This window comes from Streptomyces sp. TRM68416, assembly GCF_014596915.1.
Taxonomy (GTDB): domain Bacteria; phylum Actinomycetota; class Actinomycetes; order Streptomycetales; family Streptomycetaceae; genus Streptomyces.
Window position 1 is genome coordinate 148,145 of sequence record NZ_JACVWU010000019.1, and the last position, 15,925, is coordinate 164,069.

Below are 15,925 nucleotides of genomic sequence, written 5' to 3' on the forward strand. Positions count from 1 at the left end.
GTCCACGCATGTGAACATCGGGCACCCATACGGCCGTCGATCCAAGGAGAACGAGGATGCCAGCGCCGCGCACCGTCCTGCTCACCGGCGCCGCCGGCGGACTCGGCACCTTGATGCGGGACCTGCTCCCCGCCCACGGCTACCGGCTGCGCCTGCTCGACCTGCGGCCCATCGAGGGCGAGCCGGACGCGATCGTCGCCGACCTGGCCGACAGGGCGGCGCTGCGGGAGGCCGTCCGGGGCGTCGACGCGATCGTCCACCTCGCGGGCATCTCCCTGGAAGCCCCCTTCGAGAAGATCCTCAAGGCCAACATCGAGGGCACGTACCACCTGTACGAGGCCGCGCGCGAGGAGGGCGTCGCACGGATCGTCTTCGCGTCCTCCAACCACGCGGTGGGCTTCACACCCCGCCCGCAGGGCGACGCCCCCCTCGTCCCCGTCGACACCCCGCACCGCCCGGACACCTTCTACGGCCTGTCGAAGTCCTTCGGCGAGGACCTCGCGCAGTTCTACTGGGACAAGTACGGCCTGGAGACCGTCTCGGTGCGCATCGGCTCCTGCTTCCCCGAGCCGACCAGCGTCCGCATGCTGTCGCTGTGGCTGAGCCCCGCCGACGGTGCCCGCCTCTTCCACGCGGCCCTGACCGCCGACGACGTCGGCCACACAGTCGTCTACGGCTCCTCCGCCAACACCCGCCTGTGGTGGGACCTGACCACCGCCCGCTCCCTCGGCTACGACCCCCAGGACGACTCCGAGCCCTACGCCGCGAAGCTCATCGCCGAGCAGGGCGAGCCGGACCCGGAGAACATCGCGCACGCCTGCCTGGGCGGCCACTTCGTGAACGACCCGCCGATCTGGCCGTACTGAGCCGTCGGCGCGGCGGAAAACGAGCGTCCGGGGAGCGGACGGGCACCGAACGGGCCCGTCCGCTTCCGCATTCGGGCATCCGCCCTGCCCGTTCCCACGTCCGCGGGCCACGGGCGTGCAGGTCCGAGGCGGTCACCCGTCGAACGAAACGGGCACAAGCGGGCAGCATCGACTCGGCAACAGACCTGTTCAGACCCGAAACCCGGCTGTAGAACTTCCCCCATGGGCCCCACCGGGCCCGAACGGGCAACGTGAACCGATCGCTCCGGTCGCGATCGAGTCACGCAGCACAGCACGGAAGCGGGTGTCGACGATGACGACGGCGAACACGGCGAGGACCGCCGAGGAACGTCAGCGCGAGATCGTGCGCCGCGCCCGCGCCACCGGCTCGGTCGACGTCACCGCGCTCGCCGACGAACTGGGCGTCGCCAAGGAGACCGTACGGCGGGACCTGCGCGTCCTGGAGGACCACGGGCTACTCCGCCGGACGCACGGCGGCGCCTACCCCGTGGAGAGCGCCGGCTTCGAGACGACGCTCGCCTTCCGTGCCACCAGCCACGTCCCCGAGAAGCGCCGGATCGCGGCCGCCGCGGCCGGACTGCTCGGGGACGCCGAGACGGTCTTCGTCGACGAGGGCTTCACCCCGCAGCTCGTCTCCGAGGCCCTGCCCGGGGACCGGCCGCTGACCGTGGTCACCGCCTCCCTGCCGGTCGCCGGCTCGCTCGCCGAGGCCGAGAACGTCTCAGTCCTGCTGCTCGGCGGCCGGGTGCGGTCCGGCACGCTGGCCACCGTCGACCACTGGACGACGAAGATGCTCGCCGGCTTCGTCATCGACCTGGCGTTCATCGGCGCCAACGGCATCTCCCGCGACCACGGCCTCACCACCCCCGACCCCTCCGTCAGCGAGGTCAAGGCGCAGGCGATCCGGTCCGCCCGGCGCACGGTGTTCGCCGGTGTGCACACCAAGTTCGGCGCGGTCAGCTTCTGCCGGTTCGCCGAGATCGGCGCGCTGGAGACGATCGTGACGAGCACGCTGCTCCCCGCGGCCGAGGCCCACCGCTACTCCCTGCTGGGACCGCAGGTCATCCGCGTCTGACACCCCCACCCGAGTTCCGGAGACCCAACCAACCCACCGCACAGGGCACCCCCACACCCGCCACCGTCCCCTTCCTGCCGAAATGCCCAGGAGTACTCCCATGCGAACCCAGAGCCGACGCGCGCCACGCTCCCTCCTCCTCGTGGCCACCGTAGGGACGCTGATCACTCCGCTCGCCGCCTGCGCTGGCGCCGGCGGATCCGGATCCTCCGGCGGCGACTCCCTCAACGTCCTGATGGTCAACAACCCGCAGATGGTGGAGCTCCAGAAGCTCACCGCCGACCACTTCACCAAGGACACCGGGATCGAGGTGCACTTCACCGTCCTGCCCGAGAACGACGTCCGCGACAAGATCAGCCAGGACTTCGCCAACCAGGCCGGCCAGTACGACGTCGCCACCCTGAGCAACTACGAGATACCGATCTACGCCAAGAACGGCTGGCTGCACGCCCTGGACTCCTACGTCGAGGACGACACCGCCTTCGACCAGGACGACATCCTCACGCCGATGACGCAGGCCCTCACCGCCGAGGACGGCAAGCTCTACGGCGAGCCCTTCTACGGCGAGTCCTCCTTCCTGATGTACCGCAAGGACGTCCTTCAGAAGGCCGGCCTGACCATGCCCGCCAAGCCGACCTGGAAGCAGGTCGCCGACCTCGCCGCCAAGGTGGACGCGGCCGAGTCCGGCATGAAGGGCATCTGCCTGCGCGGCCTGCCCGGCTGGGGCGAGGTCATGGCCCCGCTCACCACCGTCGTCAACACCTTCGGCGGCACCTGGTTCGACCAGGACTGGAACGCCCGCCTGGACTCCAAGGAGTTCAAGGAGGCCACACAGTTCTACGTCGACCTCGTCCGCAAGCACGGCGAGTCCGGTGCCGCGCAGTCCGGCTACGCCGAATGCCTGAACAACATGACCCAGGGCAAGACGGCCATGTGGTACGACGCCACCGCCGGCGCCGGCTCCCTGGAGGCCGCGGGATCGCCGGTCAAGGGCAGGATCGGCTACGCCCCCGCGCCGGTCGAGAAGACCGAAAGCTCCGGCTGGCTCTACACCTGGGCCTGGGGCATCCAGAAGGCCTCCAAGAACGCCGAGAACGCCTGGAAGTTCATCTCCTGGGCCTCCGGCAAGGAGTACGAGAAGCTCGTCGGCGAGAAGATCGGCTGGGCCAACGTGCCGGGCGGCAAGCGGGCCTCCACCTACGACATCCCCGAGTACCGCAAGGACGCGGCCGCCTTCGCCGACGTCACCCGGGACGCCATCGCGAACGCCGAGCCGGAGGACCCGGGGGTGCAGCCCCGGCCCGCACCCGGCATCCAGTTCGTCGGCATCCCCGAGTTCACCGACCTGGGCACCAAGGTCTCCCAGGAGATCAGCGCCGCGATCGCCGGCCGCCAGTCCGTGGACAGCGCGCTGAGCAAGGCGCAGAAGCTCGCCGAGGCCGTCGGAAAGAAGTACCAGTAGCCATGACCGTCACGACTCCCCCCGCACAGGTCGCCGCCGCTCCCCGGCGGCCGGCGGCCCGACGGCCGAACCGCATGCGCGCCTGGGCCACCCGGGCGCCCCTCCTGCCCGCGCTGATCTTCATGATCGTCGTGACGCAACTGCCCTTCGTGGCCACCCTGGTCATCTCGTTCTTCGACTGGAACTCCCTCTACCCGGACGACCGCCGCTTCGCCGGCTTCGCCAACTACTCCGAAGTGCTCAGCACACCCGAACTGCGCAAGTCGGTGGGGACGACGATCCTGCTGACCGCCACGGTCGTCCTCGTCAGCCTGGTGCTCGGCCTGATCCTGGCGCTCCTGCTGGACCGGAAGTTCCGTGGCCGGGCCGCCGTCCGCACCATGCTCATCGCCCCGTTCCTGCTGGTGCCGATCGCCGCCGCCCTGCTCTGGAAGCACGTCCTGTTCAACCCCGAGTACGGGCTCTTCAACGGCGTCCTGCACTGGATCGGAGGCGACGGCGCCGCCCAGCCGGACTGGATCTCCGAGATGCCGCTGATAGCCGTCGAGGCGTCGCTGATCTGGCAGTGGACCCCGTTCATGACGCTGATCCTGCTCGCCGGACTGCAGAGCCGCGACCCGCAGCTCATCGAGGCGGCCCGGGTGGACGGCGCGAGCGACCGGCAGGTGTTCATCCACATGACGCTGCCGCACATCCGCCGCTACATCGAACTGAGCGTGCTGCTCGGCTCGATCTACATCGTGCAGAACTTCGACGCGGTGTACACCATCACCTCCGGCGGCCTGGGCACCGCGAACCTGCCGTACACCATCTACCAGACCTTCTACCAGGCGCACGAGAACGGCCTGGCCTCGGCGGCCGGCGTCATCGTCGTCATCGGCTCGATCGTCCTCGCCACCTTCGCCCTGCGCGTGGTGTCGTCCCTGTTCCGCGCGGAGGTGTCCCACTGATGACCACCGCAGCCGTCCGGCCGCACGGCCGGTCCCGACTCCGGGGCGCCGCCCTGGGGATGACGGCCTGGCTGGCCGGCCTCCTCTTCGTGCTCCCGATCCTCTGGATGGTCCTGACCTCCTTCCACTCCGAGGCGGACGCGGCGACCAACCCGCCCTCCGTGGCCGCCTCCCTCACCCTGGACAGCTACCGCGCGTTCTTCGGCGTGGACGGCGGCGCGAGCCCCTGGCCGTCACTGATCAACTCGATGACGGCGTCGCTGGCCGCCACGCTGCTGACGCTGCTCCTCGCGCTGCCCGCCGCGTACGCGCTGTCCATCCGGCCGGTGAAGAGGTGGACGGACGTCCTGTTCTTCTTCCTCTCCACCAAGATGCTGCCGCTGGTGGCGGGCCTGCTGCCGATCTACCTCTTCGCCAAGAACACCGGCCTGCTCGACAACATCTGGGCGCTGGTCGTCCTCTACACCGCCATGAACCTGCCGATCGCGGTGTGGATGATGCAGTCCTTCCTCGCCGAGGTGCCCGTCGCGATCATCGAGGCGGCCCAGATCGACGGCGCGCGACTGCCGACCGTCCTCGCGCGCGTGGTCGCCCCCATCGCCCTGCCGGGCATCGCGGCGACGTCCCTCATCTGCTTCATCTTCAGCTGGAACGAGCTGCTGTTCGCCCGTGTGCTGACCGGCGTGGTGGCGGAGACCGCCCCCGTCTTCCTGACCGGCTTCATCACCAGCCAGGGCCTGTTCCTGGCGAAGGTGTGCGCCGCGTCGCTCGTCATCTCCCTGCCGGTGCTCGCCGCGGGGTTCGCCGCCCAGGACAAGCTGGTCCAGGGCCTGTCGTTGGGAGCCGTGAAATGAAGGCCGCCGTCATCGAGTCCGTGGGCCGTGCCGTCGTCACGGAGGTCCCTGACCCGACGCCGGGACCGCGCGACGTCGTGGTCGAGGTCGCGGCGTGCGGCCTGTGCGGAACGGACCTCCACATCCTCCAGGGCGAGTTCGCGCCGAAGCTGCCGATCGTGCCGGGGCACGAGTTCGCGGGCGCGGTGGTCGGGGTGGGCACGCAGGTCACGGAGGTGTCGGTGGGCGACCGGGTGGCCGTGGACCCCTCCCTGTACTGCTACGAATGCCGCTACTGCCGTACCGGCCACAACAACCTCTGCGAGCGCTGGGCGGCCATCGGCGTGACGACGGCGGGCGGCGCCGCCCAGTACGCCCTCGCCCCGGTCGCGAACTGCGTGAAACTCCCCGAGCACGTCCGCACCCAGGACGCGGCCCTGGTGGAGCCCCTGTCCTGCGCGGTACGCGGCTACGACGTCCTCCGGTCCCGTCTCGGCGCCCACGTCCTGATCTACGGCTCGGGCACGATGGGCCTGATGATGCTGGAGCTGGCCAAGCGGACGGGGGCGGCGAGCGTGGACATGGTCGACGTGAACGCGGCCCGCCTGGAGACGGCCCGACGCCTGGGCGTCTCGGCCGCCGCCGCGAACCCCGACGAGCTGGAGCGTCCGCAGGGCTGGGACCTGGTGATCGATGCCACGGGGAACGCGGCGGCGATCCAGGACGGCCTGGAGAGGGTGGCCAAGGCCGGCACCTTCCTCCAGTTCGGCGTGGCCGACTACGCGACGCGGGTGACGATCGACCCGTACCGCATCTACAACCAGGAGATCACCATCACCGGTTCCATGGCCGTCCTGCACAGCTTCGAACGCGCGGCGGAACTGTTCGCCAACGGTGTCCTCGACCCCGACATCTTCATCAGCGACCGCATCCCGCTGGACCGCTACCCGGAAGCGCTGGACCGGTTCGCGGCGGGCGTGGGCCGAAAAACGGTAGTGATCCCGTAACACCCTCCTCGCCCCCGCCGCCCCTACCCATTCCCATCCCCAGGGGCTCCGCCCCTTCAACCCCACCCGGGGGCTACGCCCCCAGACCCCCCATCGCCCCTGAACGGGCCTCGTCCTCAAACGCCGGACGGGCTGAAATCACCCCCTCCACCACCCGAGGGGACGGCAGCCCCGGAAACCTCCACCAACGCCGCCCCACATCCCTCAACCCGCCCGACGCTTGAGGACAAGCCACCAACCATCCCGAACCCCCACCCACCCGAGGGGGCGGCAGCGCCGGGACCCTCTGCTGGCGCCGGTCCGCATCACTCAGCCCGTCCGGCGTTTGAGGACGAGGCCGTTCAGGCCGAACGGGGGTGCAGGGGGCGGAGCCCCTGGCGGGGTCGAAGGGGCGGAGCCCCTGGGGGACGGGACGGGTAGGGGCGGCGGGGGCGAGACAAGGCCGGGCCAGGCGAATGGGCTCGGTAAGGGAACGGTAAATCGCCCCCGCTCGTTCACCCGGCATGACAGCTATGACCCCCGGCTCGAACATTCCCCTCTCCGCCGCCCGCGTGACGGTGGACGTCGCCGCCCCGGTGCGGCTCGACGTATCGGGCCTGCTGCTCACCGCCGATGGCAAGGTGCGCTCCGACGACGACTTCATCTTCTACAACCAGCCCACCGGCCCGGGCGTGACATACCGCTCGGGCGGCGGCACCGCCCCCGACGCCATCACCGTCGACACCAGCGCCGTACCCTCCGGCATCGAGAAGATCGTCGTCACGGCCAGCCCGGACGCCGCCGGCCAGACCTTCCAGGGCATCGAGCCCACAGCCACCATCCGCAGCGCCGACGACAACACCGTCATGGCCACGTTCACTCCCCCGCAGCTCGGCTCCGAAACGGCCTTGGTGATCGTCGAGATCTACCTGCGCAACGGCCAGTGGAAGGCCCGCGCCGTCGGCCAGGGCTACGCCAACGGCCTGGCCGGCATCGCGACGGACTTCGGCGTCACGGTGGAGGAACCGACCCCGGCCCCGGCCGCCCCGACCCCGGCTGCCGCCCCCGTGCCCCCGCCCGCCATGCAGCCCCCGGTCACCCCGCCGGCCCCGCCCATGGCCCCGCCCGCCCCTCCCGCCACCGCCCCGGCCCCGGCCACCGGCAAGATCAACCTCGACAAGGGCCGGGTCAGCCTCCAGAAGAACCAGACCGTCTCCCTGGTCAAGGGCGGCCGCCCCCTCCTCTCCCAGGTCAAGATGGGCCTCGGCTGGGAGCCGGCCTACCGCGGCAAGGACATCGACCTGGACGCCTCGGTCATCGCCTACGGCCCGCAGCGCAACCACATCGACAGCTGCTACTTCGGCAAGCTCCAGATCGTGAACGGCGCGATCCGCCACTCCGGCGACAACCTCACCGGCGAGGGCGGCGGCGACGACGAGGTCATCACCGTGGACCTGGGACGGCTCCCCCAGGAGGTCACCGGCCTGGTCTTCACCGTCAACTCCTTCTCCGGCCAGAAGTTCACCGAGGTCGCCAAGGCCTACTGCCGCCTCCTGGACGCTGGCACCGGCGAGGAACTGGTCCGCTTCGACCTCACCAGCGCCGAACCCCAGACCGGCGTACTGATGGCGAAGATGATCCGCCAGTTCTCCGGCGAGTGGGAGATGACGGCCATGGGCGACTTCGTGAAGTCCCGCACGGTCCGCGGCATGGTGAAGCCGGCGGCCCAGGCGCTGTAGCGGCCGACCGGCCCGCAGAACACACGAGTGGCCCGTACCCGGCAGGCGGGTACGGGCCACTGCTCCTCACCTCACGCCCCTGCTCACCTCACGCCGCGCCCCACGGCCAGTCCGCGTCCCGCGCCGCCTCCAGCAGCGGAACCATCCGGAAGGCCGCGTCCGAGAGTCCCCCGAACGTGTGCCGGTTGCCCTTCCCGGACGGACCGTGGCCCGCCCGGTACCCGGCGAGGTTCCAGGTGTACACCGGTACGTCCGCCGGGACCTGCGAGGTCGGGTCGCCGTGGCGGCTGTACGTGTACTGCTCGTCGGTGACGATCAGCACCCGGTCCTGCCCCCGGTAGTGGGCCCGCACCGCCGACGTGGTGTCGGTGCCGCCCAGGTCGCCGAAGCGGTCCAGGATCTTCAGCACCGACTCCCCCTTGCGGAAGGGAACGCGGTTGCACGTCGTGCCGAACTCGACGAGGTCCGCGTCCTGCGCCCGCAGCGCGAGCGCCGTCCCGAAGATCGCCGCCGCGTCGGCCCGGTTGAGCTGCGAACGGTCCGACAGCCGCGCCCACATCGAACCGGACCGGTCGACGAGCACCAGCGTCCGCCCGGACAGCGCCGGCACATTGGCCAGCGAGTGGCCGAGCGCCTGCTCCAGCGGGTACGACCAGCGCAGCGACGGCGCGTGCTGGTACGCGGCGAGGTACCGGAAGGGGAACTGCCGGGACCGCGCGACCTCGGCCGGGTCGCTGATCCGCGCGGCGACCTGGGCCGCCACCTCGTCCGAGACGCCCGCCTCGTCGAAGTTCCGAAGGTTCCGCACCAATGCCATCGCGCCCATGGACGGAATCACGGCCTCCCAGGCCTCCTTGTCCATCGGCCCCTGGAGCCAGCCCGCCAGCGCCTCCCAGGTCATCCCGGCCGCCGCGAGCCGCTCGGCCCCGCCCGCCGAGGTGACGACGGCACGCCGCTCCGCGACGGGCAGCGCCATCAGCTCGCGGTGCGCGACCAGCGTCCGGTTCGACGCGGGCGGCACGGCGGTCTCCGGGTGGTACCGGCGGTCGAGGGCGTACTGGAACAGCTCGCCCTGCCACGGCTTGTCCGGGTCCGGCGCGGCGTGCACCAGGTTGAGGATGTCGCCGAAGCGGTAGCCCTTGGACGCCGTGTCGTACTTCAGCAGCGACTTGCCGCCGTAGAGCCGTCGTACGGCGTCGGCGATACCGCGCTTGACCGGCTTGGGCACATTGCGGCCGTACGTCGCCGTCCAGTACGCCAGCAGCTCGCCGGGCTCGTCCGGCCGCCGCAGCACGGAGTCGACGACCTGCCGGTTCGACGGCCCGTCGGTGGCGCCGGCGTCGAGGCGTGCCTTGACGTACTCGGCGGCGCCCACGACGGAGGCCGTACGGAGGTTGCCCTCGCCGCGCAGCCAGCCGAGCAGGCCGGCCGTCCACTCCGGGTCGGTGACGGCGAGTTCGCGCACGAGGCGCGCGAACCGGTCGTCGCGGTCGGCCCCGGACTCGTAGAAGGTCTGCTGAGAAACGAAGTTGGCGACCGCGAGCAGAAAGAGTTCGGAGCGCGCGTCGCGCTCATGGCCTCGGCCGCCCTGGTACGTACGCAGAATGCGTCCCGTCGACGTCACCCGCGAAGTGGGCTGCGCCCGCGCGGCCTTGGTGTTGAATCGCGCCATGGTGAATTCCCCCGAATTCGTTGCCGTTCCGGAAGGAGGCGCAGCAAAAGGAGGGTGCCCGAGGTCGAAGTCGGCTGCGGTGCTTATAAACGGGCGCGTCTTCCTTTTCCGCCACACCGACCCGAGGTCGATGACGGGATTCGAACCCGCACGGGGAGCGCGTCCCCACCAGTTCCCGGAAGTATCCGCTGCCTGCGCACCGGGCACCCACCATGAGCTGCGCCTCCCGAGATCAAGTCGGCGGCGGCCGGGATTCTTTTGCAGAGAAGGAGCCGTCGCCCGCGCACCGGGAGGTGCGATGAAATTGTGGTGTCCAGAGTTCAGGTCGGCGGAACCGACATTAGGTGCTCTAACCCCTGAGCTACACCGGCGCGTTGTACCGATGGCGGGACTCGAACCCGCGACCGCCCCATTATCAGTGGAAGTAGGTCCTGCCTTCGCACCTGGACACGTCCTCACTGTAGGAGGCGTACCGCGGGCCGGGCTAGCGAATTAATGACACGCGCTTCTGCCGCTTCCGGAGCCGGACAGAACCTCACCGGGCCCTGCTGTGCGAACCCGCACGCATGCACGCACGGACACCAACCTCCCCTCCAGCCCGGGAAATTGGTCGGACGAATCTTCGTAAAGAAGGTCAACCGGCACAGAGCACCGCAGTACCCATGATTTACGGCGGACGTACTTGACCGGCGTGCTCCGCGGCAATAGATACCAATCCACCTGAAGCACCCGGGGGAGGCGAGCCGAAGTGGACGCACGTCGGACACGCAGCCTCCATGAGGGCCGGCTGCTGAGCATGGCCCATGTGACGGGGGTCGGGACCGGGAGGGACGAGCACACGGGCGAGGACGTCATCGTCGTCTTCGTGACCCGCAAAGTGCCCCGGGACCGGCTCAGGGAAGAGGACGTGGTTCCGGACGAGCTCGACGGCGTACCCGTGCGCGTACTCGCGATCGGCGATGTCTCCGCGCAGGAGTAGCGCGCCGCGCGCCCCGGCACCGCGATGACACCGGAAAATCACCGGGGAAGAAGGTGGTCTGGCCGTGACGAGCCAGCCCGAACTGATGCGAGGTCCCACCGGCGGACAGCTCACCGACAACTCGCGCCGGCAGGCGTTGTCGGACTTCCTGCGGCGTGAGCAGCCGCTGGCGAACGTCGTCGGCTTCGGCCACGGCGTGAAGTGGAGCGGGGGTCAACCGACCGGCGAGGAGGCCGTGTTGGTGTTCGTGACCCAGAAGGTCCCGGAGTCGATGCTGCCGGAACGGGACGTGATCCCGTACCGGATGGACGACGGCACGCCCACCGACGTGGTGGCCGTGGGCCATGTCGCCGCCCAGCGCCAGCAGCGGGCGTCGGGGGCCCGGCGCGAGGAGCGGCGAGGGGTCTCCTACGGCCCTGACGGCAGCGTCGAGGAGCAGTTGGCGCGGCTGTCGCAGCCGCTGCTGGAGGAGCTGGGCACGGCCGGCGCGTTCGAGCCGCAGATCCTCAAGCGCCGTATGCGGCCGAGCCCTTCGGGCTTCTCGGTCGGCAACGTGCGGGTGACGGCGGGCACGCTCGGCAGTGTGGTGTACGACTTCCTGCCGGGCGCGACGGTCGATCCGCCCGGCCCGGGTCTGGGCGTTCCGGCGAAGTTCTACATCCTGTCCAACAACCATGTGCTCGCGGACTCCAACCGGGCACAGCTGGGCAGTCCGATCGTGCAGCCGGGTGTCTTCGACGGCGGCTCGGACCCGGCGGACCGGATCGCGACCCTGGACCGCTTCGTGACGATCCAGTTCGCGCCGCAGATCCCGCTGGAGCAGCACAACAACGTCATCGACGCGGCCCTGGGCGCGGTGGACTTCCAGGACGCGACCCGGGAGCAGTACTTCAGCGGTGCGCCGCGCGCCTGGCGGCGCAAGGCCAATGTGGCGGTCGGGGACCTGGTGAGGAAGACGGGCCGGACGACCAACATCAGTTTCGGCCGGATCATCGCGGTCGACGCGACGATCGACGTCAACTTCGGCACGGCCGGGACGGCCCGCTTCAAGGACCAGATCCTCACCACGAACATCTCCGCGGGCGGCGACTCGGGGTCCCTGGTCACCTCGCTCGACAACGTGGCGGTGGGGCTGCTGTTCGCCGGTTCGTCGGTGGTGACGGTCGTCAACCACATCGAGAACGTCCGTGCGCTGCTGCGCGTCGAGGTCGCCGAGCAGCTGGCATGAGGAGGAGCATCCGATGACGACACAGGCGCGCAAGCAGAAGGCCGCGTCCTCGGCCGAGCGTCACTTCCACAACGCGCAGGGCGCGGAGGTCAAGACCCACGACGAGGCGTTCGCGCTGCAGCAGCAAATCTCCCCCGAGGCGGTGTCCGCCGCGGCGAAGCTGGTCCTGCACAACGGCTCGGTCACCTTCGACATGGAGGTGAAGTACAACCCGAACACCTACCCGCACGTGATCACCGGCGGTCAGATCACGGGGACCATCTGCGGGGCGCCCTGGAACATCACGGGCGGCTTCATCGGCCAGACGATCAGGCTGGACGCCAAGCGTGCGGGCACGGGCTCCTGCGCCGAGACGCTCACGGTGGTCGGCGAGTACCAGAACCCGCCGGCGTACCGGGGGACGTACGGCTTCAACGGCGCGGCGTCGTCGTTCAGGCACACGACGGTGTACCACTGCTGAGACCGCCGGGCATACGGGCGGCGAGGACCGACACCGCTCAACGCGGTGTCGGTTCCCGGCGTACGCGGGGTCCGCGCGCGAGGGGTCAATCGCCCTTCTGCGACCGCGCCTTGAACGCGGCCTTCCGCGCTTCCTTGGCCACCTTCTTGTCCGGGTGCAGCCGCCCCATGGCTTCCAGTACTTCGGCCGTGGCCGGGTGGTCGACCCGCCAGGCGGCCGCGAAGAATCCGGCGTGCTGGCGGGCGAGCCCCTCCACCAGTGCCTGGAGTTCGTCGGAGTTGCCCTCGGCGGCCAGTTGCGCGGCGACCGTGTCGATGGTCAGCCAGAAGACCATCGCCTCCGAGGGCACGGGGACGTCGGTGGCCCCGTGCTCGGTGAGCCACACCCGGGCGAGCCCGCCCAGTTCGGCGTCGTCGAGGACTTCTCGCAGGGCGGGCTCGGCCTCCTGTCCGACGAGCGAGAGCGCCTGCTGGCAGCGCAGCCTGCGCAGCGGCGCCCCGGCGTCCGCGCCGCGGGCGGCGGCGAGCAACTCCCGTGCGGCCGCGAGGGGTTCGCGTCGCGCCAGCCACTGTTCGGTCTCGGCGCGGGCGGCGTTCGGGGCGTAGGAGGCCGTGCCGTCGAGCAGGGCGTCGGCTCCCTTGTCCGCGAGGTCGCCCACGGCGGGCGCCGCGAACCCGGCGTCGAGCAGCCGCGCCCGCAGCCCGTACAGGCCGAGCGGAGTCAGCCGTACCATCCCGTACCGCGATACGTCCGTGTCGTCGACCGGCGCGGACGGCTCCTCGTCGGCGTCGGCCATGAGCGCCTCGTCGACCGGCTGGAACTCGACGAGTCCGACGGGCTCCAGCAGCCGGAACTGGTCGTCCAGCCGCATCATCGCGTCGGAGACCTGCTCCAGTACGTCGTTGGTGGGTTCCCCCATGTCGCTGGGCACGATCATCGACGCGGCCAGGGCGGGCAGCGGGACCGGCCCGTCACCGGGGCCGTCGTCGCTGACGGTCAGCAGGTACAGGTTGCCGAGGACCCCGTCGAGGAACTCCGCCTCGGCCTCGGGGTCCCAGTCCAGCGCGGAGAGGTCGATCTCGCCGCCTTCCTCCATGGCGTCGACGAGGTCGTCCAGGTCGGGCACGCTCGCGTCGGCGAGCACGGTCTCCAGTGCGCCCAGCCACACGCCGAGCACGTCCTGCGGCGCGCCGCCGGTGAGCAGCGCCAGGTCCTCGCCCGCGGTGACGGTGCCCGTCTCCTCGTCGGTGATCTCGACGAGCCCGGTGTCGACGGCGACGCGCCAGGCCTCACTGGCACTGGCGGCGGCGTCGTCCCCGGTCAGTCCGAGTGCCTCGGCCGCGGCGGGGAGCTGGTCCTCGGCGAGGCCGCCGCCGGCGTCCACCCGGGTGTCGGGTCCGGCCCAGCGGGCGAGCCGGGCGGCACGGGACAGCAAGGGCGTGGACAGCGCGTCCCGCGCCAGCTCCGCTTCGGGGTGCAGCCGCACCGGGGGCAGGGGGGAGCTGTCTGACATCGGCTGATTCTCCTAGGGGGCGCGTCGTACCACTCAGCCGCTCAGCCTAGACGGATTTGGACCCATGCCGCCCGGTTCATCTGGCCGTTGGCCGCCGTACCTGGCCGAAACCTTGACAAGTGGCCTGACCAGGCATGAGATTACGCGCGTAGAAACCTGCTGGACATCTGTTCACTGTAATTTCTACGCGCGTCGCGCCGCCCCACCGGTCGCGGCATGCACCGTTGCCGCCCCACCGGTCGCGGCCCCGCCGTTCCACGCTCCACCCTCGTCCCGGCGCCCACGCACGTCCCCGGAGGGATCCCGTTGCCGAGCAAGTCGTCCGCGCGCCTCGCCGCGCTCACCGTCGCCGCTGTCTGTTCCGCGGCGTCCACCATCGTCCTGACGTCCCCCGCGCACGCCGATTCCGTGCGCATCCATGACATCCAGGGCACCACCCGCATCTCCCCGTACGCCGGCAAGCAGGTCACCGACGTGACCGGCATCGTCACCGGCATACGCACCTACGGCTCGTCCCGCGGCTTCTGGATCCAGGACCCGGACGCCGACGACGACGCCGCCACCAGCGAGGGCATCTTCGTCTTCACCAGCTCCACGCCCAAGGGTGTGGCCGTCGGCGACGCGGTGAGCGTGTCCGGCACCGTGTCGGAGTTCGTCCCGGGCGGCACCTCCTCCGGCAACCAGTCGATCACCGAGATCACCAAGCCGGTGTTCACCGTCGTCTCCAGCGGCAACCCGGTGCCGGCCGCCACGGTCGTCGACGCGCGGTCGGTGCCGGCCGCGTACACCCCGGCCGGGGACGCCGCCGCGAACGGCTCGATCAACGGTCTGACGCTGCGGCCCTCGACGTACGCCCTGGACTACTACGAGTCCCTGGAGGGCATGAACGTCCAGGTCTCCGACGCCCGGGTGGTCACCGCGACGGACCGCTTCGCCGAGCTGTGGGTCACGGTGAAGCCGTGGGAGAACCGCAACCGCCGCGGCGGCACGGTGTACGGCTCCTACACCTCGCAGAACACCGGCCGCCTCCAGATCCAGTCGCTCGGCGCGGCCTCCGCGTTCCCCGCCGCGAACGTCGGCGACACCCTCGCCGGCACCACCACCGGCCCGCTGGACTACACCCGGTTCGGCGGCTACACGCTCGTCGCGAGCACGCTCGGCACCGTGGAGAGCGGCGGCCTGGCGCGGGAGACGACCCGCAAGCAGAAGAACGGCGAGCTGGCGGTCGCCACGTACAACGTCGAGAACCTCGACCCGTCCGACACCACGTTCGACGACCACGCCGCCGCGATCGTGAACAACCTCAAGTCGCCCGACATCGTGTCCCTGGAGGAGATCCAGGACAACAACGGCGCGACCGACGACGGCACGGTCGCCGCCGACCTGACGATGCAGAAGCTGATCGACGCGATCGTCGCGGCGGGCGGCCCGGCGTACGACTGGCGCTCGATCGACCCGGTCGACAAGGTCGACGGCGGGCAGCCCGGCGGCAACATCCGCCAGGTGTTCCTGTTCAACCCGAAGCGGGTCTCCTTCACGGACCGCGCGGGCGGCGACGCGACCACCGCGGCCGGCGTGACCAGGAAGGGCGGCAAGGCGGCCCTGACGGTGTCGCCCGGCCGGATCGACCCGGCGAACGCGGCCTGGGACGACAGCCGCAAGCCGCTGGTGGGCGAGTTCGCCTTCCGTGGCCGTACGGTCTTCGTGATCGCCAACCACTTCGCCTCCAAGGGCGGCGACCAGGCGCTGCACGCGCAGTACCAGCCGCCGGTCCGCAGCTCGGAGACCCAGCGCCACCTCCAGGCGACCGCCGTGAACGCGTTCGTCAAGGACATCCTGGCGACCCAGAAGAACGCGGCCGTGGTCACGCTCGGTGACATCAACGACTTCGAGTTCTCCGACACCACCAAGCTGCTGGAGGACGGCGGCGTGCTGTGGTCGGCGATCAAGTCGCTGCCGAAGAGCGAGCGTTACAGCTACGACTACCAGGGCAACAGCCAGGTCCTGGACCAGATCCTGGTCTCCCCGTCGATCCGCCGCGGCTGCGACTTCGAGTACGACAGCGTGCACATCAACGCGGAGTTCCACGACCAGATCAGCGACCACGACCCGCAGGTGCTGCGGTTCAAGCCGTAACACGC

The 15,925-nt window shown here is 70.4% G+C and carries 13 protein-coding genes and 1 tRNA gene; 11 read left to right on the forward strand and 3 right to left on the reverse strand.

Annotation, left to right across the window (positions count from 1 at the left end; translation table 11 throughout):
- Positions 1 to 56: 56 nt before the first annotated feature.
- The 7 genes from ICC28_RS28045 to ICC28_RS28075 all read left to right on the forward strand — a co-directional run bounded on the left by ICC28_RS28045 (position 57) and on the right by ICC28_RS28075 (position 7,932).
- Positions 57 to 866, forward strand: coding sequence for an NAD-dependent epimerase/dehydratase family protein (locus ICC28_RS28045; RefSeq protein ID WP_188291521.1), 810 nt, complete (start codon positions 57 to 59; stop codon positions 864 to 866).
- 313 nt (positions 867 to 1,179) lie between these two features.
- A complete protein-coding gene (locus ICC28_RS28050) occupies positions 1,180 to 1,962 on the forward strand; it encodes a DeoR/GlpR family DNA-binding transcription regulator (RefSeq protein WP_188291522.1) in 783 nt (260 codons plus the stop codon).
- Positions 1,963 to 2,062: 100 nt separating this feature from the next.
- Positions 2,063 to 3,424, forward strand: a complete 1,362-nt coding sequence (locus tag ICC28_RS28055; RefSeq protein WP_188291523.1) for an ABC transporter substrate-binding protein — start codon at positions 2,063 to 2,065, stop codon at positions 3,422 to 3,424.
- Positions 3,425 to 3,426: 2 nt separating this feature from the next.
- Complete coding sequence (locus ICC28_RS28060; protein ID WP_188291524.1) at positions 3,427 to 4,374, forward strand: carbohydrate ABC transporter permease; 948 nt, start codon at positions 3,427 to 3,429, stop codon at positions 4,372 to 4,374.
- Complete coding sequence (locus tag ICC28_RS28065) at positions 4,374 to 5,228, forward strand: carbohydrate ABC transporter permease (protein WP_188291525.1); 855 nt, start codon at positions 4,374 to 4,376, stop codon at positions 5,226 to 5,228. The genes ICC28_RS28060 and ICC28_RS28065 overlap by 1 nt, the downstream gene beginning before the upstream one ends.
- The gene (locus ICC28_RS28070) at positions 5,225 to 6,214 is read left to right on the forward strand and encodes a zinc-dependent alcohol dehydrogenase family protein (RefSeq protein ID WP_188291526.1); all 990 of its coding nucleotides are present in this window, start codon (positions 5,225 to 5,227) and stop codon (positions 6,212 to 6,214) included. Before ICC28_RS28065 ends, ICC28_RS28070 begins: the two co-directional genes overlap by 4 nt.
- A gap of 512 nt (positions 6,215 to 6,726) precedes the next feature.
- A complete protein-coding gene (locus tag ICC28_RS28075; RefSeq protein WP_188291571.1) occupies positions 6,727 to 7,932 on the forward strand; it encodes a TerD family protein in 1,206 nt (401 codons plus the stop codon).
- A gap of 88 nt (positions 7,933 to 8,020) precedes the next feature.
- Here ICC28_RS28075 and ICC28_RS28080 read toward each other — a convergent pair whose 3' ends face one another.
- On the reverse strand, positions 8,021 to 9,604 hold the full coding sequence (locus ICC28_RS28080) for a TROVE domain-containing protein (RefSeq protein WP_188291527.1): 1,584 nt from the start codon (positions 9,602 to 9,604) through the stop codon (positions 8,021 to 8,023).
- A 380-nt stretch (positions 9,605 to 9,984) separates the two neighbouring features.
- A tRNA-Ile gene (locus ICC28_RS28085) sits at positions 9,985 to 10,054 on the reverse strand.
- Between the two features lie 298 nt (positions 10,055 to 10,352).
- Between ICC28_RS28085 and ICC28_RS28090 the strand changes: the two genes are divergently transcribed.
- The 3 genes from ICC28_RS28090 to ICC28_RS28100 all read left to right on the forward strand — a co-directional run bounded on the left by ICC28_RS28090 (position 10,353) and on the right by ICC28_RS28100 (position 12,271).
- The gene (locus ICC28_RS28090) at positions 10,353 to 10,583 is read left to right on the forward strand and encodes a hypothetical protein (RefSeq protein ID WP_188291528.1); all 231 of its coding nucleotides are present in this window, start codon (positions 10,353 to 10,355) and stop codon (positions 10,581 to 10,583) included.
- A 64-nt stretch (positions 10,584 to 10,647) separates the two neighbouring features.
- Positions 10,648 to 11,811, forward strand: a complete 1,164-nt coding sequence (locus ICC28_RS28095) for a hypothetical protein (RefSeq protein ID WP_282702124.1) — start codon at positions 10,648 to 10,650, stop codon at positions 11,809 to 11,811.
- Between the two features lie 13 nt (positions 11,812 to 11,824).
- Positions 11,825 to 12,271 (forward strand): hypothetical protein, encoded by a 447-nt coding sequence (locus ICC28_RS28100; protein ID WP_188291529.1) that lies wholly within the window; start codon positions 11,825 to 11,827, stop codon positions 12,269 to 12,271.
- Positions 12,272 to 12,356: 85 nt separating this feature from the next.
- Here the strand turns inward: ICC28_RS28100 and ICC28_RS28105 are convergent, their stop codons facing one another.
- The gene (locus ICC28_RS28105) at positions 12,357 to 13,784 is read right to left on the reverse strand and encodes a hypothetical protein (protein ID WP_188291530.1); all 1,428 of its coding nucleotides are present in this window, start codon (positions 13,782 to 13,784) and stop codon (positions 12,357 to 12,359) included.
- 306 nt (positions 13,785 to 14,090) lie between these two features.
- Between ICC28_RS28105 and ICC28_RS28110 the strand changes: the two genes are divergently transcribed.
- Entirely contained in the window at positions 14,091 to 15,920 is a 1,830-nt protein-coding gene (locus ICC28_RS28110) for an endonuclease/exonuclease/phosphatase family protein (protein ID WP_188291531.1), read from the forward strand.
- Positions 15,921 to 15,925: the final 5 nt, after the last annotated feature.